Annotated in this window: 23 protein-coding genes and 1 other RNA gene; 7 read left to right on the top strand and 17 right to left on the bottom strand. The window is 64.3% G+C overall.

All coding sequences use genetic code 11. From position 1 onward, the window contains the following. Positions 1-47 precede the first annotated feature (47 nt). From BLT50_RS13955 to BLT50_RS13945, 3 genes are all read right to left on the bottom strand, one after another. The gene (locus tag BLT50_RS13955) at positions 48-1,283 is read right to left on the bottom strand and encodes a PqqD family protein (protein ID WP_245723394.1); all 1,236 of its coding nucleotides are present in this window, start codon (positions 1,281-1,283) and stop codon (positions 48-50) included. A gap of 20 nt (positions 1,284-1,303) precedes the next feature. Then, positions 1,304-1,666 carry a hypothetical protein gene (locus BLT50_RS13950; RefSeq protein ID WP_139170529.1) on the bottom strand — a complete coding sequence of 121 codons (363 nt, stop codon included), beginning with the start codon at positions 1,664-1,666 and terminating at the stop codon, positions 1,304-1,306. A 70-nt stretch (positions 1,667-1,736) separates the two neighbouring features. After that, positions 1,737-3,149, bottom strand: coding sequence for a S8 family serine peptidase (locus BLT50_RS13945; RefSeq protein ID WP_245723393.1), 1,413 nt, complete (start codon positions 3,147-3,149; stop codon positions 1,737-1,739). Positions 3,150-3,329: 180 nt separating this feature from the next. On the opposite strand from BLT50_RS13945, the gene BLT50_RS13940 reads away from it, so the two are divergent. The 3 genes from BLT50_RS13940 (at position 3,330) to BLT50_RS13930 (ending at position 5,273) form a co-directional block, all read left to right on the top strand. Next, a complete protein-coding gene (locus BLT50_RS13940) occupies positions 3,330-3,854 on the top strand; it encodes an RNA polymerase sigma factor (RefSeq protein WP_090029319.1) in 525 nt (174 codons plus the stop codon). Next, positions 3,851-4,555: a hypothetical protein gene (locus BLT50_RS13935; protein WP_090029318.1), complete on the top strand. Its 705-nt coding sequence runs from the start codon at positions 3,851-3,853 to the stop codon at positions 4,553-4,555. The genes BLT50_RS13940 and BLT50_RS13935 overlap by 4 nt, the downstream gene beginning before the upstream one ends. A gap of 139 nt (positions 4,556-4,694) precedes the next feature. Then, on the top strand, positions 4,695-5,273 hold the full coding sequence (locus BLT50_RS13930; protein WP_090029317.1) for a L,D-transpeptidase: 579 nt from the start codon (positions 4,695-4,697) through the stop codon (positions 5,271-5,273). A 16-nt stretch (positions 5,274-5,289) separates the two neighbouring features. On the opposite strand, the gene BLT50_RS13925 is transcribed toward BLT50_RS13930, so the two are convergent. From BLT50_RS13925 to BLT50_RS13910, 4 genes are all read right to left on the bottom strand, one after another. Further along, positions 5,290-6,336: a succinylglutamate desuccinylase/aspartoacylase family protein gene (locus tag BLT50_RS13925; protein WP_090029316.1), complete on the bottom strand. Its 1,047-nt coding sequence runs from the start codon at positions 6,334-6,336 to the stop codon at positions 5,290-5,292. After that, complete coding sequence (gene rimK, locus BLT50_RS13920) at positions 6,333-7,238, bottom strand: 30S ribosomal protein S6--L-glutamate ligase (protein ID WP_090029315.1); 906 nt, start codon at positions 7,236-7,238, stop codon at positions 6,333-6,335. Before rimK ends, BLT50_RS13925 begins: the two co-directional genes overlap by 4 nt. Then, positions 7,238-7,741: an ATP-dependent zinc protease family protein gene (locus tag BLT50_RS13915; RefSeq protein WP_090029314.1), complete on the bottom strand. Its 504-nt coding sequence runs from the start codon at positions 7,739-7,741 to the stop codon at positions 7,238-7,240. The genes rimK and BLT50_RS13915 overlap by 1 nt, the downstream gene beginning before the upstream one ends. A 136-nt stretch (positions 7,742-7,877) precedes the next feature. Further along, positions 7,878-8,531 carry a peroxiredoxin gene (locus tag BLT50_RS13910; RefSeq protein WP_090029313.1) on the bottom strand — a complete coding sequence of 218 codons (654 nt, stop codon included), beginning with the start codon at positions 8,529-8,531 and terminating at the stop codon, positions 7,878-7,880. Between the two features lie 256 nt (positions 8,532-8,787). Here BLT50_RS13910 and BLT50_RS13905 point away from each other — a divergent pair, with 256 nt between their 5' ends. Beyond that, positions 8,788-10,227, top strand: coding sequence for an aldehyde dehydrogenase family protein (locus BLT50_RS13905; protein ID WP_090029397.1), 1,440 nt, complete (start codon positions 8,788-8,790; stop codon positions 10,225-10,227). Between the two features lie 52 nt (positions 10,228-10,279). Continuing rightward, complete coding sequence (locus BLT50_RS13900) at positions 10,280-10,696, top strand: nuclear transport factor 2 family protein (RefSeq protein WP_090029312.1); 417 nt, start codon at positions 10,280-10,282, stop codon at positions 10,694-10,696. Here BLT50_RS13900 and BLT50_RS13895 read toward each other — a convergent pair. The 8 genes from BLT50_RS13895 to BLT50_RS13860 all read right to left on the bottom strand — a co-directional run bounded on the left by BLT50_RS13895 (position 10,693) and on the right by BLT50_RS13860 (position 18,468). Next, positions 10,693-11,103, bottom strand: coding sequence for a VOC family protein (locus BLT50_RS13895; RefSeq protein WP_090029311.1), 411 nt, complete (start codon positions 11,101-11,103; stop codon positions 10,693-10,695). The two genes, BLT50_RS13900 and BLT50_RS13895, sit on opposite strands and share 4 nt — an antisense overlap. Positions 11,104-11,161: 58 nt before the next feature. Further along, the gene (locus tag BLT50_RS13890; protein ID WP_090029396.1) at positions 11,162-11,812 is read right to left on the bottom strand and encodes an RluA family pseudouridine synthase; all 651 of its coding nucleotides are present in this window, start codon (positions 11,810-11,812) and stop codon (positions 11,162-11,164) included. A 140-nt stretch (positions 11,813-11,952) separates the two neighbouring features. Beyond that, positions 11,953-13,023: an acyl-CoA dehydrogenase family protein gene (locus BLT50_RS13885; RefSeq protein WP_090029310.1), complete on the bottom strand. Its 1,071-nt coding sequence runs from the start codon at positions 13,021-13,023 to the stop codon at positions 11,953-11,955. Between the two features lie 3 nt (positions 13,024-13,026). After that, a complete protein-coding gene (locus tag BLT50_RS13880) occupies positions 13,027-14,214 on the bottom strand; it encodes an acyl-CoA dehydrogenase family protein (protein WP_090029309.1) in 1,188 nt (395 codons plus the stop codon). A 10-nt stretch (positions 14,215-14,224) separates the two neighbouring features. After that, positions 14,225-16,315 carry a 3-hydroxyacyl-CoA dehydrogenase NAD-binding domain-containing protein gene (locus BLT50_RS13875; RefSeq protein WP_090029308.1) on the bottom strand — a complete coding sequence of 697 codons (2,091 nt, stop codon included), beginning with the start codon at positions 16,313-16,315 and terminating at the stop codon, positions 14,225-14,227. A gap of 127 nt (positions 16,316-16,442) precedes the next feature. Beyond that, positions 16,443-17,243 (bottom strand): metal ABC transporter permease, encoded by an 801-nt coding sequence (locus BLT50_RS13870; protein WP_175491481.1) that lies wholly within the window; start codon positions 17,241-17,243, stop codon positions 16,443-16,445. Further along, the gene (locus BLT50_RS13865; protein WP_090029307.1) at positions 17,240-17,992 is read right to left on the bottom strand and encodes an ATP-binding cassette domain-containing protein; all 753 of its coding nucleotides are present in this window, start codon (positions 17,990-17,992) and stop codon (positions 17,240-17,242) included. Before BLT50_RS13865 ends, BLT50_RS13870 begins: the two co-directional genes overlap by 4 nt. Further along, positions 17,989-18,468: a Fur family transcriptional regulator gene (locus BLT50_RS13860; RefSeq protein WP_090029306.1), complete on the bottom strand. Its 480-nt coding sequence runs from the start codon at positions 18,466-18,468 to the stop codon at positions 17,989-17,991. Before BLT50_RS13860 ends, BLT50_RS13865 begins: the two co-directional genes overlap by 4 nt. Before the next feature lie 113 nt (positions 18,469-18,581). Here BLT50_RS13860 and BLT50_RS13855 point away from each other — a divergent pair, with 113 nt between their 5' ends. Both BLT50_RS13855 and BLT50_RS13850 read left to right on the top strand, forming a co-directional pair. Further along, positions 18,582-19,544, top strand: coding sequence for a zinc ABC transporter substrate-binding protein (locus BLT50_RS13855; protein ID WP_090029305.1), 963 nt, complete (start codon positions 18,582-18,584; stop codon positions 19,542-19,544). Between the two features lie 69 nt (positions 19,545-19,613). Beyond that, on the top strand, positions 19,614-20,663 hold the full coding sequence (locus BLT50_RS13850) for a zinc-dependent alcohol dehydrogenase family protein (protein WP_090029304.1): 1,050 nt from the start codon (positions 19,614-19,616) through the stop codon (positions 20,661-20,663). 46 nt (positions 20,664-20,709) lie between these two features. Here BLT50_RS13850 and ffs read toward each other — a convergent pair. Together ffs and BLT50_RS13840 are read right to left on the bottom strand one after the other, a co-directional pair. Then, an RNA gene (gene ffs / locus BLT50_RS13845) (signal recognition particle sRNA small type) lies at positions 20,710-20,808 on the bottom strand. 47 nt (positions 20,809-20,855) lie between these two features. After that, positions 20,856-22,718 (bottom strand): bifunctional 2',3'-cyclic-nucleotide 2'-phosphodiesterase/3'-nucleotidase, encoded by a 1,863-nt coding sequence (locus BLT50_RS13840; RefSeq protein WP_090029303.1) that lies wholly within the window; start codon positions 22,716-22,718, stop codon positions 20,856-20,858. Between the last annotated feature and the right edge of the window lie 88 nt (positions 22,719-22,806).

Raw genomic sequence — 22,806 nt, 5'->3', positions numbered from 1 at the left:
TGGGCGTCGGGTGACGGGATCACGACCGCAGACCTGTGCGAAACAGGTTAGCCGTCGTGGCACTCCACAAGGCCGCGCGCCCGCATCTGCCCCAGAAGGGTGGAAAGGTCGCTTCGGATCATTTCGATCGGGGCGTCAGGGAAAACGTCATGCAGCGCAGATGCGATATCGGCACCCGAAGCTGGGTCTTCCAGCAAGGCCCAGATGGCGCCGCCAACCGGGTTGAGGCTGAAGAAATTCCGCCCGTCCATCTGCCATAGGAACGTGTCGGCCCCGATGATCCGCTCGACCACGCCTTCGGATTGGCCGAACACGCAATCCAGATCCGCAGGTTCGCTTTCCTCGAGGCGCGCCAACAGATCGAGAGGCGGGCCCAGATCCGTGATGCGTGGGGCAGCCCCTTCGCCAAAGGCGTCACACACCAGCGCGACGGCTTCTTCGATATCGGAATAGACCAGCGTCAGGCAGGTCATGCCTTGCGCCAGGGCGGCCACCTGGTCGTAGTGATCTTCGACTTCGCCCGGATCGGCGATGTTCTGGCGAATGAGATGCGCGGCGGCTTCGCTGGTTTCCAGCTTGTGAAACCGCGCCCTTTCGCCCTGCTGACGCGACAGCAGGATCAGCGCGGACAAAGGCGCGGTGGTTCCGAACTGTGCCTGGCTGGGCAAATCGACGTATCCGTACCGGTGATCGAATATCGTCAGGTTGTCGTTCACGTAATCCTTGAACACCCCGGACACGGCACCGGGCAACGGCAGGCGCAACCGCGGCTGGATACCGAGGGCCACCGCGCCTTGGGGCACTATCGGAAGCACGTCGTCGCAGAACAGCTCGCACCCCGGTTCAAGACCCAGCCGCGTGACCAGCGTGGTCTTTCCCGCGCGATAGGTTCCGGTAAACGCGATCAGTTGCCCGCCGACCCGAACGGCACCACAGTGCAGACCGAACACGCCGGGGCGCGCATCGAGATAGGCCTGCACCAGATCGGCGACCGCACCACAGGTCGCGCCGGCCAGGCCAAGCCGCGTCATCGGTTTCTGGGACCACCACGACCGGAAGCTGTAGCGATCGCCATCGCCCTGTATGATTGTGGTTGGGACTTCCAGCTGTCTCGCCGGGCCACCCTGTCTGATGCCCCAAGCGGGCAGGACCGTTGCAAGGGCATCGGCAACGCCGTCGCTGTCGGTCAACTCGACCACATGAGACAGGTCATCGAACTCCAGTCTGACCGGACAAGGTTCGGGGGCGCACTTGTCGTGCGCCCCTTCGTTCAGATCGTTCATGTCAGGATACATGGATCCCGTTAGCGGCGGGCGCCGGACGGTCCCGACGCGCCCGAAGGCCCGGATCCACCGTAATCGTCGCCAGAGCTGCTGCTCGATCCGCCACCCGAAGGACCGGAACTGCTGCCGCTGTTTCCGCCGCCGGATGCGCCCGACCCACCGCCGGATGCGCCCGAACCGCCGCCGGAGCCACCTGCACCGCCGCCCGAGCCACCGGCACCACCGCCAGAACCGCCACCTGCGCCACCGCCCGAGCCGCCGCCCGAAGCGTGCGCTGCGCCAAGATGCATCATGACAGGAGCGACATAGGCCGCGCCCGCTGCCAGCCCAAGCCGCGCAAGCATGCGACGGCGGGACAGGTCGGTCTTGGTGTCATTGGACATCATTTCTCTCCTCTTCGGTTTTCCCAGCCGTTTCGCACGGCCATGTAAGGTAAACGTCCTGAGCCAGAGTTTATTCCGAAGAAGCTGGCAAAAATTCGGCATCATTGGCAAAACATTGCCCGGGGGCCGCCACCAAGCCATGACCGAACACCGGATCACGGCCGGCTTCACCCAGATCCTTGGCGCAATTCTCCATTGCCGCCACCGTCTGTTGAAGCGGAAGGGTCGGCGCGCGCAACCGCTGCACTGCCAGCGATGCCGTCACGAAAGGCGCGGCGTAGGATGTGCCTGATTTCAGGCGGCCGCCAGAGATCGACGCGGCCACCCAAAGCCGCACACCCGGCGCCGCAAAGTTGATGTATGGCCCTTGGTTTGCCTGCCTGTACGCGCGTTCGTCGCTGTCGATCGCCGTAACCGCCAGCACGGGTTCGAATGCCGCGGGATAGGCCGGCTCGGCTCCGGGTCCGCCGTTTCCGGCCGCCGCGACGACGGCCACGTTTTGATCGACGGCACGTTGGATAATCTGCTCCAACACGTCATTGCGCGGACCCGAAAAGCTCATGTTGATGACGTTCACGCCAGATTCCAGGAGAATGTCCATGGCCGATGCCAACGAGAACACGTCGGCCTGATCGCCGTAATATCCGCGATAGAACGCCTCGACAGCGATCAGCTCTGCATTTGGCAGCAAGCCCGGCACCCGGTAGTCAAGACGCCCGATCAGCATCGAGGCGATGGCCGTACCGTGCTGCCGTCCCGACGCCGGACGGCCCGCCAGATCCGCCTGGTGCACGGTCAGCTTCTGACCTTCGAGCGCGGGGTGGTCCTTGTTGATCCCGGTGTCGATCATGCCGATGCGCGGCGCGTATATACTGGGCCAGCCGGACCAGCCGATCATTTCATGCGCACCGCAGCCTTCACCGTCGCACAGGAATTCGTCAGGGGTGTATATGTGGTTCTGGTCGATCCGTGCGCCGGGCAGGATGTTGGACAGCTCGGACTTGCCCTGATCGACGGATCGGCCTTGCGGCAGATCGATCCTGTACAGCGTTCCGCCCAGCACCCTGGTCGCCCTGCGGCCGCGCACCACGTAACCTTGTGCGCCGGCGCGGGAGATATCGACGCCATCCGGCACGAAGATAACGATCTCGGGTGGCGGTGGTGGGCCTCTGCGAACCGTGCGTTGCGGTTGGTTGGGGGAACCGGCGGCACCCCGCCCCCCGGACCCGCCCTGACTGTAGGCGCTGCCGCTGCCGATACCGCTGGCGCCCGAGCTTCCCGATCCGCCGCCGGATCCCGCACCACCCGAGCCACCACCACCGGACCCGCCGCCGTCACCGCCACCATCGCCACCGCCTGACGCATGAGCCATTCCCAGATGCGTCAATGCCGGGGCGGTATAGGCGGTCAAGCCGGCCAGGCTGATCCGTGTCAGCAGCCGGCGACGAGTCAAATCGGGGGATGAATCGTCCCTGTCAGTCATGAATGAGGGTTCCCTTGGTGCAAATTGACGGCGCTACAGAACAAAACGAACCAGCCCGCCTGATTATTCCGCCGTAACGATAACTTTTTTCTGCATCCTGTCGGGAATAAACTCGCCGCTGAGGCGTTTTGTTTGCAAGTGAGCGAAAAACCGCGGGTTCAGGGACGAAGGTGATTGGTTGTGGCAGCAGCGGACAAACAGCAGATCGTCGAATTGCTGCCACGGCTTCGTGCGTTCGCGAGATCGTTGGCGCCCAGTTGGGATCAAGCCGACGATCTTGTTCAACAGACCGTGGAAAAGGGGTTGGCGAACCTTTCGGGGTTTACTCCCGGAACGCGGCTGGACAGCTGGTTGTTTCGCATCATGCGCAACACTTGGGTCGACCATCACCGGGCAACCCGCAATGTCGTTCCGATCGAGGACGCCGAAGCGGCGCAATCGCTGATCGGCGAGGACGGCCGCCAGGTCACCGAGGCCCGGCTTGAACTGGCCCGCGTCAGGGCGGCGATGGATGACCTGCCGCAAGAGTATCGCACGGTGCTGATGCTCGTCTGTGTCGAAGGCATGCGCTACCGCGAAGCGGCTGAGGCGCTGGAACTGCCTGCCGGCACGATCATGAGCCGGTTGTCACGGGCGAGGCTGGCACTGGCGCAATCGTTGGAAGTCGCGCCCGTCGAGACGCGCAGCAAAGGAGAAGCGCGATGAATGGTTTTGAAACCGAGAAGGTAAGTGACGAGATGCTGATGGCCCTTGCAGATGGCGAACTTGCGCAGGCCGATGCTGCCGCACTGCGCGCCCGGATTGCGGCCGACCCCGCGCTTGCGGCCCGTTTCGCGGTCTTCGCCGAAACAGCCGACGCGCTGCGCAAGGCCTTTGTGCAGCCGGACATGCCCGAGCGCCTGACTTCCGCCATTCATGCGGGCGATCACCGCGCGCCTTCGGGTGGTTCCGTGGTCGTCCCATTCCAGTCGCGTTTCTTCGGCTCGCCAATGGCCCTGGCGGCATCGCTGGTGATCGGGCTTGGCCTGGGTTGGATCCTGAACGGTGGAAAAGAAACGGGAACCGCGATCGGACTGCCCCAGGCAGCGGCTGCCCTTGCGGACGTGGCGACTGGCGAAACGCAGATGTTGGCGGGACTCGGTGAAGCTCGCGTTCTCGGCAGTTATGAAACCATGCGTGGACTTTGCCGATTGATCGCGGTGCAACAGGACACCGGGCATACGACACGGTTTCTGTCCTGCAGGGACCAGGCCGGTTGGGATACCGCCCTCGTGATCTCGGATAGCGCGGAGAACGGTTTTGCGCCCGCATCCGAGGCCGGAACCGAAATGGTCGATATTTTTCTCGAATCCATCGGCTCTGGACCGGCTCTCACACCCGAGGAAGAAGCGGAAAAACTGAACTGACGGACGACCCGACCGCAGAGCCCGTGCGCCGGCCTAGCGAATTTCCTGCGCTTGTAACCAAAACACCACTTCTTGGGTCTTGATCGCGGCCCTACACACTGGGTAGTGTCCGCAGCGTAAGGTATGGGGGAATTTGCCGATGATGTCTCGTCGTGCCGTTCTGGGCGGTATCGCCGCCGGGGCGCTGCTTCCGAATGTGGGGATGGCCAGCAAAGGGCGGTATTCCGTCCCGGCCGGGTACCAGCCGCGGATCGTCGATCTGGACACGTATTACGCAGCAGGCGAAATCCACGTCGACCCGAATTTCTTTGCGCTCTACCTGATGCTTCCGGACTACCAGGCCTGGCGCTACACCGTGGCCGTGTCACAACCCGAATTGTGGGAACCGGGCACATATAACCTGAAATGGAAGGCCGAGTGGCCGCGCTGGCGCCCCACCAACGCGATGATCCGGCGGAACCCCGCCAAGTACGGCAAGTATCGCAACGGTATGCCCGGTGGGCCGAACAACCCGCTGGGCGCGCGCGCTCTCTACCTGTTCGACGGCGATCGCGATACGTTCCTGCGCATCCACGGCACCACCCAGCCCTGGACGATCGGAACGGCCAGTTCGAATGGCTGCGCCCGGATGGTGAACGACCACGTCATTCACCTTTATGACCGCGTGCAGAAGGGCGCGAAGGTGGTGCTGCATCCACGCTGGGACCAGGTCGCCTGACGGGCGTAATCGCACGTCAGATAATTTCGTCCTCGTCCCAAAGGGGCTGGGCCTCCATGTGGGCTTCCATTCCTTCCAGCGCGGCTTCGGCATGGGCCGGGCGTTTTGTCTGGGCGATGTGAAACAGCGCATCGCCTTCGTTGACGACCGGCATGTTGGTGCGCCCGACAACGATCCCCGCGCTGTCGGCCAGAACCTCGACCTCGGCAACGCCGAACGGGTCTGCGATTGCGCCCAGTACGTCCCCCTTTTCCACAAGGTCTCCGACGCCGCGCCAGGCCCGGAACAGCCCACCCGCCCCGGCCCGGACCCAGCCGGAATTGTCGCACAGCACGGGCCGGGCGCGGCCCTTGGGAACGCCGCGCGCGCCGATCATGCCTTGCTGCTGCATCACCCGCAGGATACCCGCCACGCCGGCACGCGCCGCCAGTTCGTCGAAGCGAAGGCCCTCGCCCGCCTCGTACAGCAGGACGTCGACGCCCATGTCCTCGGCCGCCATGCGCAGCGATCCATCCCGCAATTTCGACGTCATCATGACAGGCGCGCCAAACGCCTCGCCCATCTGCAGCAGGCGCTTGTTTCCGGCTGTCAGGCGAATTTGCGGCAGGTTGTTGCGCTGGATCGCTGCCGAATGCAGGTCGATCCCGAAATCGGCGCGGGCCACCACCTCGGACAGGAAGATATGCGCCAGCCGCGCCCCCAAAGACCCCGAGGGTGAGCCGGGAAAACATCGGTTCAGGTCACGCCGGTCGGGCAGGTAGCGCGAGTGGTTCAGGAACCCGAACGTGTTCACGATCGGCACCGCCATCAGGGTGCCCGCCATCGAAGCGAGCGGCTTGGCACGCAGCAAACGCCGCACGATGTCCACCCCGATCACCTCGTCCCCGTGAATCGCGGCGCTGACGAACATCACCGGACCGGGACGGCGGCCATGCACCACCTGCACCGAAAGGCTGACCGGGGTATGATCGGAAAACGCCGATACCGGCACCTCGATCACGCGCCGGGCGCCGGGCAACACTTCGTGGCCCGCCAGCACAAACGGGGCAGGCCGCGCCGTCATCCCTTGCCCTTGGTCTTGGTCGCGCCGTCGCGGGCGTTCTTGGCGATGAAATCGATGATCATGCCCGCGATGTCCTTGCCGGTCGCCTTTTCCACGCCTTCCAGGCCGGGCGAGCTGTTGACCTCCATCACCACAGGTCCGTGGTTCGACCGCAGCATGTCCACACCGCAGACGTTCAGCCCCATGGACTTGGCCGCGCGCACGGCGGTCGACCGTTCCTCGGGCGTGATCTTGATCGCCTGCGCCGACCCGCCGCGATGCAGGTTCGACCGGAATTCGCCTTCGGCGCCGGTCCGTTTCATCGCTGCCACGACCTTGCCGCCGATCACGAAGGCGCGGATATCCGTGCCGCCGGCTTCCTTGATGAATTCCTGGACCAGAATGTTCACGCCCGCGCCGCGGAACGCCTCGATCACCGACTTGGCCGACCGCGCGGTGTCGGCCAGAACGACACCGATGCCCTGCGTGCCTTCCAGCAGCTTGATCACGACCGGGGTGCCCCCGGCCAGCGACATGACTTCTTCGGCCTTCTTCGGATCATGCGCAAAGGTCGTCACCGGCAGACCGATCCCGTCGCGCGCCAGCAACTGCATCGAACGCAGCTTGTCGCGTGACCGGCCGATCGCCACGCTTTCGTTCAGCGGGTAGGTGCCCTGCATCTCGAACTGGCGCAGAACGGCCAGACCGTAGAATGTGATCGACGCCCCGATCCGGGGAATGACCGCATCGTATTTCGGCAGCTTCGATCCGTCGTAATAGATTTCAGGCCGACGCGAGGCGATGTTCATCGAACAGCGCAGCGTGTTGATCATCTCCAGCTCGTGGCCGCGTTCTTCGGCGGCCTCTTGCAGGCGGCGGTGGGAAAACAGACGCGGGTTTCGCGTCAGCATGGCTATTTTCATTACTGGACCTCCTTTCGGTCCTGTTCTTGTGTGTTCTTCGAGAGCGTCGGAACCGGTGCACCGGCAAGGAACGACCGCCCCGCATCCACGAGGATGCGCCGGCGCCTGATCGCGGTCCGGCCCAGGATGATCGGCATGGCCATGTTCGCGCGGTCGGCCAGCGTGACCTCGATATGCCAGTGACGGTTGCCCAGCACCAAAAGCGTTTCGATCACCATGCGGTCCTGCGGTTCGCCACTTGTATTCTTTACCGAACGTTCCCCCAGCAAAGGCGCCTCGACGTCGCGCGCCCGCAGGCCGCTGGCATGAGGAATGTGAAACCGAACCCAGTCCCGCCCGTCCCTTTCGAAAGGGCGGATATGCGTGGCATGTATGGCAGAGCTGCGCGCGCCCGTGTCGATCTTGGCCTGGACCAGCGGGATTCCCAGATCAGGCAGGGCGATCTTTTCCCGCCAGCCAATGATCATTGGTGATTTCTTCACGCTTGTGCGTGGTGACGTCATGCACGCCTCTCCTGTCGCGGCAACGGGGCCCAGCCTGCCACAGCCGCGCCCGCCGCGTAAGACCCGATTTCCCGACAAAAGAAAAGAGGCCCTGCAATTGGGCCTCTTTCGGTGTGCCAGTCGGTCGTTAAACCAATCAGACGGCGTGCTTCGTCGTGCGCAGATAAGGCAGTTTCACGTCGATCTCGCCGAACTTCTCACGCGCCTGTTCATCGGTCAGCGTCAGCGCAACGATCACGTCCTGACCGGCTGTCCAGTTCGCCCCGGTGGCGATCGGCGTGTTCCATGTCGCCTGCAACGCATCGAGCGCGCGCAACACCTCGGCAAAGTTGCGGCCGACCGACATCGGATAGGTCATGATCAACTGCACCTTCTTATCCGGGCTGATGATGAAGACCGACCGGACACTGGCCGAATCGGCTGCGGTGCGGCCATCGGGCAGATAAGCCTCGGCGGGCAGCATGTCGAACGCCTTGGACACGGCGAGGTCTTTATCGGCGATGATCGGGAAACCCGCCTTGGCACCGGCATAGCCTTCGATGTCGGATTTCCATTTTACGTGCTCTTCGACGCCATCCACCGAAAGGCCGATCACCTTGGTGCCACGCTTGGCCCACTCGTCGGCCAGTTGCGCTACGGCGCCGAATTCGGTGGTGCAGACGGGGGTGAAATCCTTGGGGTGCGAAAACAGGATCGCCCAGCTATCGCCGATCCAGTCGTGAAAGGTGATTTCACCCTGATCGGTCGCTGCGGTGAAATTCGGAACGATGTCGTTGATTCTCAGGCCCATGTTACCAACTCCTTTCAAAACCGTCGGTTCTATATCTGTTTCCTTAGATACGTTCTAAATTGCGAAATACCATAGCCCCTTGCTGCACAGATTGGCGCAGGGTGACAGGATGTCGCAAAGTCTGGCGAAAATCCGCTCTGCAGAAATTTGATCAAATCTGGATGACCCGGCTTGTCCTGCCCTCGCGACGGTGACAGAGTATGCCGAAACCCCCGACCGCGTGGTCGGTGATACACTGATTTGCGGAGGCTCCGACATGATCGAAAAACGCCAGTTCTACATCAATGGTGAATGGGTCGACCCGAAAGACGGGCGCGACCATCACGTCATCAATCCCACCACCGAAGAACCCTGCGCGGTGATCTCGCTGGGCGGGCAGGCCGACACTGACGCCGCCGTCGCCGCAGCCAAGGCGGCGTTCCCCGGCTGGATGGCCACCCCGGTCGAAGAGCGTATCGCGCTGGTCAAGAAACTGGCCGATGTCTACAAGGCCCGCGCCGAAGAGATGGCCCAGGCAATCAGCCTCGAAATGGGCGCGCCCATCGACATGGCCCGCACCCAGCAATGGGGCGCAGGTTACGGCCATATCAAGAACTTCCTGAAAGCGGCCGAAGGTTTCGAATTCATCAAGCCGCTGGGTGATCACGCGCCCAACGACCGCATCATCCACGAGGCCGTCGGCGTCTGCGCGCTGATCACGCCGTGGAACTGGCCGATGAACCAGATCACGCTCAAGGTGATCGCCGCCGCGATCGCGGGCTGCACCATGGTTCTGAAACCGTCCGAGGAAAGCCCGCTCGACGCGATCCTGTTCGCCGAAATGATGCACGAGGCCGGGTTCCCGAAAGGCGTGTTCAATCTTGTGAACGGCGACGGCCCCGGCGTCGGCAGCCAGCTGTCCGGCCATAAGGATGTGGACATGGTCAGCTTCACCGGTTCGACACGCGCCGGCATTGCGATTTCCAAGAACGCGGCCGAAACGCTCAAGCGCGTGCATCTCGAACTGGGCGGCAAGGGTGCGAACATCATCTTCGCGGACGCCGACGACAAGGCGGTCAAGCGCGGCGTTCTGCACATGATGAACAACACCGGCCAAAGCTGTAATGCACCCAGCCGGATGCTGGTTCAGAAGGGCGTCTACGACAAGGCGGTGGAAACCGCAGCCGAAGTGGCAAGCAGCATCACGGTCGGCCCCGCCAACGAAGAAGGCCGCCATATCGGCCCCGTCGTGAACGAGGCCCAGTGGAACAAGATCCAGGGCCTGATCGAAAAGGGCATCGAAGAAGGCGCGCGCCTTGTAGCGGGTGGCCCGGGCCGCCCCGAAGGCTTCAACAAGGGCTTTTTCGTACGTCCCACGGTCTTTGCCGATGTCACCAACGAGATGACCATCGCCCGCGAGGAAATCTTTGGCCCGGTGCTGTCGATCATCCCCTTCGAAACCGAGGAAGAGGCCGTGCAGATCGCGAATGACACGGTTTACGGCCTGACCAACTATGTCCAGACGCAGGACGGCGCGCGCGCCAACCGGCTGGCGACGCAGCTGCGTTCCGGCATGGTCGAGATGAACGGCAACCCGCGCGGCGCAGGCGCGCCGTTTGGCGGCATGAAGCAATCGGGCAACGGCCGTGAAGGCGGTGTCTGGGGCATCGAGGACTTCCTCGAGGTCAAGGCTGTCTCGGGCTGGAACGCCGCCTGAAACCGATAAGAAAGGGGCGCTTCGGCGCCCCTTTTCATTGCCGGAGGTTCCGATGCATCCCACGATCACCCGCATGATGGAGGTTGTCGCCAAGGGCGACGAAACCCTGATCGCCGACCTGCTGGCCGAGGATGTCAGATTCCTGCCTCCGACCTATTGGGCGACATGGACGGGCCGCGCACAGGTGGCCGCGGTGCTGGGCCATGTCGGGCAGGTGTTTTCCGATTTCCGCTATCGCCGCGTCATGGGCGACGGAAACGATTGGGCGCTGGAATTCCAGTGCAAGGTCGGTGATCTCGATGCCGTTGGCGTCGACCTGATCACGCTGAACGACGCAGGCGAAATCAACTTGTTCGAAGTCGCCATGCGCCCGCTGAAAAGCGTCGCGGCACTGCGCGAGGCGATGAATGCCCGCGTGCAGACCGACCCGCGGTTCATCGCGTTCCGCGAGGCGCTCAGCCAGGGTTAATCGGCCACGCGCTGATGCACTTCGACCACGTTGCCGTCGGGGTCGTAGAAAAAAATCTGCCACCAGCCCTTTACCGCCGTATGTCCCCAGTCAGAATAGGGGATGCCCTGCGCGTCCAGATGCGCCTTGAACGCCTCCATGTCGTCGGTGCGGAACGCGATATGGCCCCGATCCACCGGGTTGACGACATGCCCCGTGCGAAACCCCGCCTGCATGTCGCGCCGCGCAAGGTGCATCTGGATCGCCCCGTCGCTGCGAAACGCCACGTCCCCGGCATAGCCCTTGGTCTTTTCAAGCGCGGGCACATCCGCCTTGGGCACGTCCAGCCCCATCACATCGCGGTAGAAGGTGTCCATCTCTTCGACCTTGTCGGTCGCAAGGTTGATGTGATGCAGCGTCAGTTTCATTGGCAAGCTTCCCCTTTGCGGAAAGCCTATCCGCTGCGCGCGAACGGCGCCAGACGGCTCAGAACGGGGCTTTGGCCTTGAACGCCATACCCACGCCGCCATCGGGATGGCGCAGGCGCAATTCCTCGGAATGCAGCATCAGTCGGGGATGGTCGTCGCGCGCCGGGCCCGTGGCATAGAACGGGTCGCCAAGAATGGGATGCCCCAGTGCCTGCATATGCACCCGCAACTGGTGGCTGCGCCCGGTCTTCGGCATCAGCCGCACCCGCGTTTCGCCTTCGCCATAGCGGGTCACGCGCCAGTCGGTCATGGCGGGCTTGCCGGTTTCATGGCACACCATCTGCCGGGGCCGGTTCGGCCAGTCCACGATCAGCGGCAGATCGACCGTGCCCTTGCGCGGTTCCAGCCGTCCGGCCACACGTGCGACATAGGTTTTCTTTACCTGCCGCTTCTCGAATTGCAGGCCCAGGTGGCGCTGCGCATGGGGCGTCAGCGCGAACACCATCACTCCCGAGGTATCGCGATCCAGCCGATGCACCAGCAGGGCCTGCGGGAACGCCGCCTGAATGCGGCTCAACAGGCAATCGGCCAGGTGCGCGCCCTTGCCCGGCACCGACAAAAGGCCGGCAGGCTTGTTCACCACGAGGATTTCCATGTCCTCGTGCAAAACATCCAGGGGCGTGTCGGGGGGCGTGTACGCGTCGCTCATGCGCGGGTGTTTACCTTCGTGCGCAAGCCGCGTCCATGCCGACCGGCCAACGTGGCCGCTCTCGCGCATTCATATGGCACGCTCTGAAACGAAAACCGCGCCGGAACACGGCGCGGTTTCCAACCCTATCGGCAATCAGATCACGCCGCCAGATCGGCCATGATCCGGCTCAGGTGGTAATCGGTATCGCCCAGCTGCGCGTCCAGCATCACCAGCCGCTTGGCGTAGTGCGAGATCGGGTATTCCCATGTCATCGCGATGCCGCCATGCATCTGGATCGCCTCTTCGGCAATAAGGCGCGCGGCCCGGCCGATCATGTTTTTCGCCATCGAGGCAAAGCGCGCCGCGTCCGGGCCGTCCAGTTCGGATGCCGCCTTGATCGTGATCGAGCGGGCCTGCTCGATCTCGGTCAGCATGTCGACGGCGCGGTGCTGCAACACCTGGAACTTGGCGATCGGCACGCCGAACTGCTTGCGCTGCTTCAGGTAATCGACGGTGATCGCGTGGGTCACGTCCATCGCGCCCACGGCCTCGGCACACAGCGCCACGATCCCGGCATTCACCGCATCCTGGATGATCGCGCCGGCATCTTCGGCCAGCAGTGTCGCCTTGGTACCGTCCAGCAGCAATTCCGCCGCGCCGCCGCCATCCATCATCGGATAACCCACGACCTGCGCGTCGCCTGCCTGAACCTCGAACAGCGCGGGCTTGCCATCCAGCATGGCCGCCACGATGAACACGTCGGCCACCTGCCCGCCATAAACGGATGTCTTGCGGCCCGACAGAACATGGCTGTCGCCCGATGCCTTGGCCTCGCAATCCATGCCCGCGGGATCATAGGGTGCGTCGACCTCGGCCAGGGCCACGGCGTATTTCGTGGCACCCGTAAGCAGCGACTCCTGGTCGGCACCCAGTTTCGTCAGGATGCGCGCGGCCATGACCGCGCCCAGCAGAGGCTCGGGGCAGAGCGCCCGGCCCAGGGCCTCGAACACCACCGAGATATCGAACCCGGTGCCGCCGAACCCGCCCGCATCCTCGGGCGCCAGAGCGAACAGCGCGCCCAGCTCGGCGATCTCGTCCCATTTTTCAGGGTCGTGACACGGCAGGTCATAAGCCACCTTGTTGCGATGCTCGACCGGGTATTTGTCGCCAAGATACCGGTTCAGGCTGTCCGACAGCATCCGCCGGTCTTCTGTCAGGTTGAAATCCATCTCTTACAGCTCCAATGCGGCCTTGCTCAGGATGTTGCGCTGAATCTCGTTCGATCCCCCGAAGATCGAGGTCTTGCGATTGTTGAAATAGCGTGCGGCGTTGTGTTCCGTGCCATCGGGCCCGAACATGATGTTGCCCTCGGCCAGATAACCCGGGAACGGCGCGGCCACCGGCCCCAGCGCACGGCGCGCGAGGTCTTTCAGCTCCTGGTGGATGACCGTGCCCTTGATCTTGAGGATCGAGGTTTCGGGCCCCGGCGCGCCCATTTCCTGCGCCTTGAACAGCATCCGCAGGTTGGTGATCTTCATCGCCTCGAGGTCCACTTCGGCCTGCGCGATGCGCGCGGCGAACAGTGGGTCGTCGATCAGGCGCTTGCCGCCGCGCTTGACCTTGCGGGCCAGCGCCTTGACCTCTTCGAGGCTCTGCATCGAGAAACCGACACCGGCGATGCCCGTACGTTCATGCGTCAGCAGGTATTTCGCGATGGTCCAGCCCTTGTTCTCTTCACCGACAAGGTTGCCATAGGGCACGCGCACATCGGTAAAGAACACCTCGTTCACCTCGTGGCCGCCCTCGATCAGCTTGATCGGGCGCATTTCGATGCCGGGCGTGTCCAGATCGACAAGGATAAAGGAGATCCCTTCCTGCTGCTTGGCGTCCGGGTCGGTGCGGCACAGGCAGAAGATCTTGTTGGCGTGCTGTCCCAGCGTGGTCCAGGTCTTTTGGCCGTTGATCACCCACTCGTCGCCATCACGCACGGCGCGGGTTTTCAGGCTGGCCAGGTCACTGCCCGCGCCCGGCTCGGAATAGCCCTGGCACCACCAGTCGGTGGCGTCCAGGATGCGCGGCAGGATCTCGGCTTTCTGTTCCTCGGTGCCGAACTTGATCAACACCGGGCCCAACATGTTCAGGCCGAAAGGCACGATGCGCGGCGCATAGGCGCGGCAGCATTCTTCCTCGAAGATGTGGCGCTGCACCGGCGTCCAGCCGGGCCCGCCGTATTCCTTGGGCCAGATCGTCGCCAGCCAACCCTTGCGTTGAAGGATGGCGTGCCATTCCTCCATCATTTCCTTGGTCAGCTCGCCACCGCGGCGCACCGCATCGGAAATCCGCTCGGGAAGGTTATCCGCCAGATAGGCGCGAACCTCGTCGCGGAATTCCATTTCTTCCTTGGTAAAGCTCAGGTCCATGATCGGCTCCTCAGTTCAGGTCGGCGAATTTGGTGCCATCCTCGGCCATCTTCCTAAGGATGGGCGGCACCTGCCAGTAATGGGGATCTTCCTTGGCATAGGTTTCGATTCGCGAAACCAGCTCCTTGGCGCCGATCGTATCGGCGTAATGCAACGGCCCGCCCCGGAAACGCGGGAAACCATAGCCGAACAGGAACACCATATCGACGTCCACGGGCCGCTTGGCGGTGCCGTCCTCGACCACGCGGGCGGCCTCGACGATCATCGCGGTCATGTAGCGGTCGACGATTTCCTGATCGGTGAAGTCGCGCGGGGTGATGCCCTTTTCGGCGCGCACCGCGTCGATGATCTTGGCAACCTCGGGGTTCGGCACAGGCGCGCCACCGTCATAAAGGTAATACCCCTTGCCGGTCTTGCGGCCAAACCAGCCCTCTTCGCAGATGCGGTCGGCCACGTCGCCGGCATAGCGTTCATTCGGGTCGCGGGTCGCGGCCTTGCGCTTGCGCGTCATCCAGCCGATGTCCAGCCCCGCCAGGTCGCCCACCTTGTGCGGGCCCATGGCAAATCCGAAACCTTCCAGTGCATCATCCACCTGTTGCGGGCTTGCCCCGTCCAGCACCAGGTAACTGGCGGTCTTGGAATAATGCGCCAGGATGCGGTTGCCGATGAACCCGTCGCAGACCTGTGCCAGAACGCCGACCTTCTTCAGCTTCTTGGCCAGCGCGAAACCGGTTGCAAGCACGTCGGCGGCGGTCTTTTCGCCCTGCACGATTTCAAGCAGGCGCATCACATGGGCCGGCGAAAAGAAATGCAGGCCCAGAACGTCCTGCGGACGACCGGTGCAGGCGGCGATTTCGTTCACATCCAGATAGGATGTGTTCGACGCCAGGATCGCCCCGTCCTTGCAGATGCTGTCGAGCTTGGTGAAGATGTCCTTCTTGACGTCCATCTGCTCGAACACCGCCTCGATCACCAGATCGACATCGGACAGCGCCTCCATCTCAAGCGAGGGCGTCAGCATACCCAGAACGGCGTCCCGCTTGTCCGCGGCCAGCTTACCGCGGCTCACCGCGCCGTCGATATTCTTGGTGATGGTGGCAACGCCCCGGTCCAACCCGTCCTGCGCCACTTCGACCAGCGTCACCGGAATGCCCGCCAGCAGGCACGAGGTCGCGATGCCCGAACCCATCGTGCCGCCACCGATCACGCCGATCTTGTCCAGCGGGCGGGTATCGCCCTTGGCCTCGGGGATGCCCGAAACCGCGCGCTCACCAAAGAACGCGTGGATCATGCCCGCACGCTGCGGGGTGTCCATGCTGTCGACAAAGGCTTGCCGCTCGATCTTCAGCCCCTCGGCGCGCGGCAGGTAGGATGCACGCACCGCCTCGACGATCTTGTGCGGCGAGAACAGGTGCGCCTGTTTCTTCTTCAGCATCGCGGCGGTGTCTTCCAGCGCCTTGTCGTCCCTGGGGGTGTCCAGGTCGCAGGTGCGGCGGGTGGCCAGTGTGCCATCCAGCACATCCTGCGCCGCCTTCAGCGCCACGTCGCGCGGATCGCCGCTTTCCAGACGGTCGATCAGGCCCTTTTCCAATGCCGCCTTTGCCGAAACCATGCGTCCCGACAGCGCCATGTCCAGCGCCATGGGAATACCCGCAAGGCGCGGCACGCGTTGCGTGCCGCCGGCGCCGGGCAGAAGCCCGAGGTTGATTTCGGGCAGGCCGACGCGCAGCCCTTCGATGCCGATGCGGGCATGGGTCGACAGACCCAGTTCGAACCCGCCGCCCAGCGCCGTGCCATGCATGACCGATATCACTGGAATGGCGCTGTCCTCGATCACGTTGAACACGTCCGGCAGTGCGGGGGCTTTCGGCGGCTTGCCGAACTCGCGGATATCGGCACCCGCGACAAAGGTGCGCCCGGCGGCATAGATCGCGATGACCTTGGCGGTGCCTTCGGCATTGAGTTGCTCGATCGCCTGCTGTAGGCCTTCGCGCACCTGCTGTCCGGTGGCGTTCACCGGCGGGTTGTCGATGCAGACGAGCGCAATGTCGCCCTGACGTTCAATGGAAATAAGATCATTGACCTGATGGATATCGGCCATGCGCTCCCCCCGTGATCCAATATGTCTCGGGCCGCCTGCGCGGTCCTCGTTCAGGGCAAAAACCTAAAGCGGGGGATGTTGCCCGTCAACTAGTGGAAAATCGTTTCGCATTGCGAAAAACGCAGCGTCATGCCCGCTGCCCGATCCCGCGGAAAAGCGACGACAGCACAAAAAGCGCGGCCGCCACGCAGACGATGCTCGGGCCCGCCGGGGTGTCGTACTCCAACGATAGCGCAAGCCCGCCCAGCACCGAGATCACCGCCGAAACCGAGGCCCCGATGGCCATCTGTTCGGGCGTGCGCACGAACGGACGCGCCACTGCCGCCGGGATCAGCAGCATCGCCGCGATCAGCAGAACACCCACGACCTTGATCGCCACCGCGACGACCAGCGCAAGCGCAAGCGTCAGGATCAGTTGTTCGCGTCGTGGATCGAGCCCCCCGGCATAGGCCAGGTCGGGGTTCAGCGTTGCGGTCAGCAAGGCCTGCCACCGCCACGCCAGCAGCACCAGCACCAGCAACGCACCACTCCAGATCACCGCCAGGTCGGCATGACCCACCGCCAGGATATCACCGAAAAGATAGGCCATGAGGTCGATCCGCACATCGGTCAGGAACGACACGGCCACAAGGCCGAAGGCCAGCGCCGAATGCGCCAGAACACCCAGAAGCGTGTCCATCGAATAGCCCCGCCCGCTCAGCGTGCTGACTGTCAGCGCCATCACAAGCGCCACGGCGACCGCGCCACCGAATACCGGGATATCCAGCGCCAGCGCCAGCGCCACCCCCAGGATCGCCGCATGCGCCGTGGCGTCCCCGAAATAGGCCATCCGCCGCCAGACCACGAAACAACCCATCGGCGCCGCGGCCAGCGCAACGCCGATCCCGGCCAGCGCGGCGCGGATGAGGAAATCGTCAAGCAGGCTCATGCCTCTTCCTCGTGGCGGTGATGGGCGTGGTCGCAATCGCCTTCGTGGCTGTGGTTGTGGTCATGCCGGTAAAGCGCCAGCGCCCCTTGCGTGCCGGTGCCGAACAGCGCGCGGTATTCCGGCGCGCTTGCCACGATCTCGGGGGTGCCCTGGCAACAGACGTGACCGTTCAGGCAGATCACCCTGTCGCTTGCGGCCATGACAACGTGCAATTCGTGGCTGACCATCAGAACGGCGCAGCCCAGATCCTGGCGCAACTCTTCGATCAGGCGATAGAACGCGGCCGAGCCCGGCTGATCCAGCCCTTGTGTCGCCTCGTCCAGGATCAGCAGGTCCGGCGCCTCAAGTAGCGCCCGCGCCAGCAGCACGCGCTGGAACTGACCGCCCGAAAGGTCCGCCATTTGCCGGCCTTCCAGATGCGGCACCGCCACGCGCTCCAGCGCGCGGGACACGTCGGCCGCACCGCGCCGCCTTGGCAGCGACAGGAACCGCGCCACCGTCATCGGCAGGGTCGGGTCGATATGCAGGCGCTGAGGCACATAGCCTATGCGCAAGCCATGGGCACGGACGATTCGCCCTGAATTCAGCGGCTGCGCGCCGATCAGCGCACGTAAAAACGTGGATTTGCCCGACCCGTTCGGCCCGACGATCGTCACGATCTCACCCCGCTCTATCGCGAAATCGACGCCCGACAGCACCTCGTGCCCACCCAGCCGGACGCCCAGCTTTTCCGCCGATATCAGGCTCATGCCCCGGCCTCGCTGCATTTGGGGCACAGGCCCTGCGCCTCGATCACGGCCCGCTCGATGACAAAGCCGACCTCGCGCGCGGCCCGCCGCAGCGCGCCTTGCACCGGCTGGGCCATGGCCTCTTCGACCGCGCCGCAGGACCGGCAGATCAGGAAGGCCGGCACATGGTCTGCGCCCGGATGGGTGCAGGCGGTATAGGCGTTCAACTGTTCGATCTTGTGAACGAAGCCGTGGCTCACCAGGAAATCGAGCGCCCGGTAGACCACGGGCGGCTGCGATCCGAAACCTTCAGCATCCAGGTCCGACAGGATGTCATAGGCGCCCAGCGCCCGGTGTTTTTCCAGCAGGATTTCCAGAACGCGCCGCCGCACGGGCGTGAACTGCAGCTTGTTTTCGGCGCAATAGGCATCAGCCACCGACAAGGCGTCGGCGATGCAGGCGGTGTGGTCGTGGGCGTGAAAGGCGGTATTCGTCATGACGCGCCACCATAGGCCTGGCCAGAAAGGAATGCAATATTATAACATTTCACTTGTGATGTTATACTATCACATGTATCTGAACGTCGAACGCTCCGAATCCGAGGTATCCGATGCTCCGTCCTGCCCTTGCCGCCATTTTGCTGACCACCACCGCCGTCATGGCCGAGGTGCCCCGCGTCACCACCGATATCGCCCCGGTTCATTCGATCGTGGCCCAGGTGATGGGTGATCTTGGCGAACCCGCGCTGCTGGTGCGTCCAGGCGCGTCGCCGCATGGCTATTCGCTCCGCCCGTCCGAGGCCCGCGCGCTCGACCAGGCAGAACTCGTGGTGATGGTGGGCGAGTCGCTGACACCCTGGCTGATGCAATCGGTCGAAACGCTGGCCGGCGATGCGCATGTCATGCATCTGCTCGACGCTCCGGGCACGACGCTGCTGGAACAGCGCAGCGGCGCGACGTTCGACCGCCACGATCACGCGCATGATGACGAGGAACACGACGACCACTCCGCCGAGGCACATGACGACCACGACGATCATGGCGGCGCACATGGCCCGATCGACAGCCATGCCTGGCTCGATCCACGCAACGGGGCTGCCTGGCTTGATGCGATCGCGGCGCAACTGTCCGAACTCGACCCGGACAATGCCGCCACCTATCGTGCCAACGCCCAGTCAGGCAAAGACCGCCTTGCCGCGCTCGAATCCGAGATCTCTGCGTCGATCCCACAGGACTCGCCTGGTTTTGTCGTGTTCCACGACGCCTACCAGTATTTCGAAGCCCGCTTTGGCCTGTCCGCTGCCGGCTCCATCAGCCTGTCGGACGCCACGACCCCCAGTGCCGGACGGATATCCGACCTGCGCGACAAGATCGGCGACCTGAACGTCACCTGCGTCTTCACCGAACCGCAATTCGATGCGGACATCATCGCTGCGCTTGGCGTCGACGGGTTGGCCACGGCATCGCTCGATCCGATGGGAACGCTGGAAAACGCACCCGGTCCCGATCTTTATCCGCAAACCCTGCGCGCGATGGGCGCAGCCTTTGCCAAGTGCCTGGGCGGCCGGGGCTGAGGCGCCGCCCCTTGCCATTGCCGGAACTCTGCGCTTCCCTGCCGGCCATCGCCGCAGGGAGGGCAGACCATGAAAGCACTGGTAATGGATCGCTACGACAGCGCGCTGTCGCTTGAATCCGTGGACGATCCGACATGCCCGCCCGATGGCGTGGTGGTGCAGGTCATGGCCTGTGGTGTCTGCCGCTCGGATCACCACGCGTGGAAAGGCGCTGATCCCGATGTCGTCCTGCCGCATGTGATGGGGCACGAATTTGCCGGCACCGTGGCCGAGGTCGGCCGCGACGTGCGCGGCTTCAGGGTGGGCGACCGGGTGACCGCACCCTTCATCCTGGCCTGCGGGCATTGCCCCGACTGCCGCACAGGCGATCCCACGACATGCAACCACCAGGAGGTGATCGGATTCACCGGCTGGGGCGCCTTTGCCGAACGGCTGGCCGTGCCGCGCGCCGATTTCAACCTCGTGCACCTGCCCGACAGCCTGGGCTATGACGAGGCCGCCGGCATGGGCTGCCGGGTCACCACGGCGTTCCGTGCGGTGGTCGACCGGGGCGATCTGCGCCCCGGCGAATGGCTGGTCGTGCATGGCTGCGGCGGCGTCGGCCTGTCGGCGGTGATGGTCGGCGCAGCGCTCGGCGCGCGCGTCCTGGCCGTCGATGTGAAAGACGACGCATTGACGATGGCGCGCGATCTTGGCGCCACTGCGGTGCTGAACGTGACAGGCATCGACGATGTCGGCGCGGCGGTGCGTGACATGACGGATGGCGGCGCCCATGTCTCGGTCGAGGCGCTTGGCGTGACGGCCACCTTCGAAAACTCGGTCCGGTCGCTGCGCAAGCTGGGTCGCCATGTCCAGATCGGGATGCCGCTCGGGCGTCATGAAACCGTCAGCCTGCCGCTGCTGGAACTGGTTTATTCGCGCCAGATCAGCATCGCGGGATCGCGCGGCATGGCGGCACGGCGCTTCGACGCCCTGTTCGGGATGATCGCGGGCGGGCGGCTGGATATCTCGCGGCTTGTCACCGGGCGGATCGCGCTCGGGCAGGCCGAAGCCGCGCTGCGCGCGATGGACGATTTCCAGGGTGCAGGCGTGACGGTCATCACCGACTTCACGCGCTAGGCGGGCACTAGGCCCGCCTCACGAGGTAAATTCTTGGGAAAAACCAAGGTGAGAGGCTGGACAACGACCCAAGCGGGGCTCGTTACGGCTGCTTCCTTCCGGACCTGACCGGGTTGGCGAGGCGCTTGCCCGCGCCAACCTCTCACTGCCGCATATAGGCAGGCCCGCCCAGATTCGCAACCCGGCGCACCGTCAGAACCGCACCCGGAAACGCGCGAACCCGTCCGTGTCGATCCCATCGGGTTCCAACGCGGCGCTATCGGGCGGGGCCACGCCCGGACCGGTGCGCAAAACGGCCTGCACATCGGGCAAATCGGCAAAGCGCCACACCGGACTGCGATCCGCCGGCAGGCCATGGCCTGCCTGCAGGTACCGCTGCAGAATCTCGGAAATAGACTCGTTTGCCGCCTGGACACGCCCGGCCCCCGAAAGCGCGGCGAAATGTCCCCCGCCTTCGGCCCGGTAGCTGTTTGTCAGCACCCAGAATTCCGCGCCGAGATCAAGCGGCGCCCCGTTCCACGTAACCGCGCGCAGCCGCGATGCACCGGCGTCCAACAGGCGGCCCGCCGGGTTGAACCGCGGGTCACGGCCCGGATCGATCACATAGCGCAGCCCGTGCAGGATATCGAAATTGTAGCTTGGATAGTCCTCGCGCAGCAGGGCCTGTCCGGGGCAGTCAGTCTGCAGGCGGTGAAACTGTACGGCCGACTGTTCAAGCCAGTCCAGTATCTGCGCACCGTCAAGCGCGACGACCTGCAGCGTATTGGGAAAGGGGTAGATCGCGCTAATGTCCTTTGCGCGCACCGGGCCGGCGCGCAGGCTGGTGTAGTTTTCCGGCCCGCCCGTCCCTCCGCACCGGAACGGCGCGGCAGCGCTCAGGATCGGCGGATGCGCACGCCCCGCCAACATCGCCTTGGCCCGCCACGCCTGCGCGGCAGCGACAAGCGCACTGACGCGGCACGGCGCGACCTGCGAAAAATGCGTGGTCAGATCGGCATCGACATACCCGATTTCGCGCCGCATCCGGTCGAGCGTCGCGCGATGGGCCGGTTCGGCCAGCCGCAGGATCGCCGGCGCGTCCCTGACCCGTGGCACCTGCGCGCCTTTCACCCGGCGCGCGACCGGGCGCAACGCCGTCCGGTGGCCGGCAACCCGCCAGCCATCCGCATCCCGCACCAGACCGAGATCGATCACAGCCAGATGGCTGCCCCAGCATCCCGGCATCGCCGCGGGTTTGCCCGCCAGCGTTCCGGCCTGCGCATCCACGTTGGGCCGCCCGTCGTAGTGTGGCCCCGGGAAATGCTGATGCTTGTGCGCACACAACACCACGTCGGCATCGGTCAGGCGGGCAAGGGCCAATCCCGTGTTCTCGGCATCCGGCGCATCGCTGCCGTCCCCCAACCCGGAATGGTTCAGAACGATCACCAGATCGGCCCCGGCCGCGCGCAGGCCCGCAGCCTCGGTGCGGGCGGCGTCGACCATGCCGCGCGCCGCAACGCGCCCCGACAGATGGGCGGCATCCCATTGCATCACCTGCGGGGGCAGTACCGCCAGAACACCGATTGCCAGATCGTGCGGACGGCCGGCTTCGTCCAGCACGCTCTGCCGCAGGATCAATGACGGGCAGGCCGCGAACGGCACGTCCCGGTGCAGCGGTGCAAGATTCGTGCAAAGCAGCGGAAACCGCGCCTGCGCCACCGCTTCGTGCAGCACCTCCAGCCCAAAATTGAACTCGTGATTGCCTAGGGCCACGGCGTCATAGCCCAGCGCGTTCATCGCCGCGATGACGGGGTGTGGCTGCCTGTGGGCAGGCATCGCCACCCAGTCGTCGGACACGATATTGCCGAACAGGAAATCGCCGCCATCCAGCAAAAGGCTATTGCGCACCTCGCTGCGGGCCGATTCTATCAGGGCAGCGGTGCGAACCAGCCCGACGCCTGGCTGGGGACGGTCGGCCGCATAATCATAGGCCATAAGATGGCCGTGCAGATCGCTTGTCTGCATCAGCCGCAGACCCGCACGCACAGCGCCCCTGATATCGTTCCGTCCCGCCATGCTTGCCGACGCTCCCCCTTGCCCCCGCAGCGAATACAACCATTGGTAGACAGCTTTCACGACACCCGCAAGAACGGCGTCATGCGCG

Origin of the sequence: Lutimaribacter saemankumensis (assembly GCF_900100005.1) — a bacterium.
GTDB classification, from domain to species: Bacteria; Pseudomonadota; Alphaproteobacteria; order Rhodobacterales; family Rhodobacteraceae; genus Lutimaribacter; species Lutimaribacter saemankumensis.
Note: the sequence above shows the minus strand (reverse complement) of the source record. Positions and strands in the feature narration are given on the sequence as shown.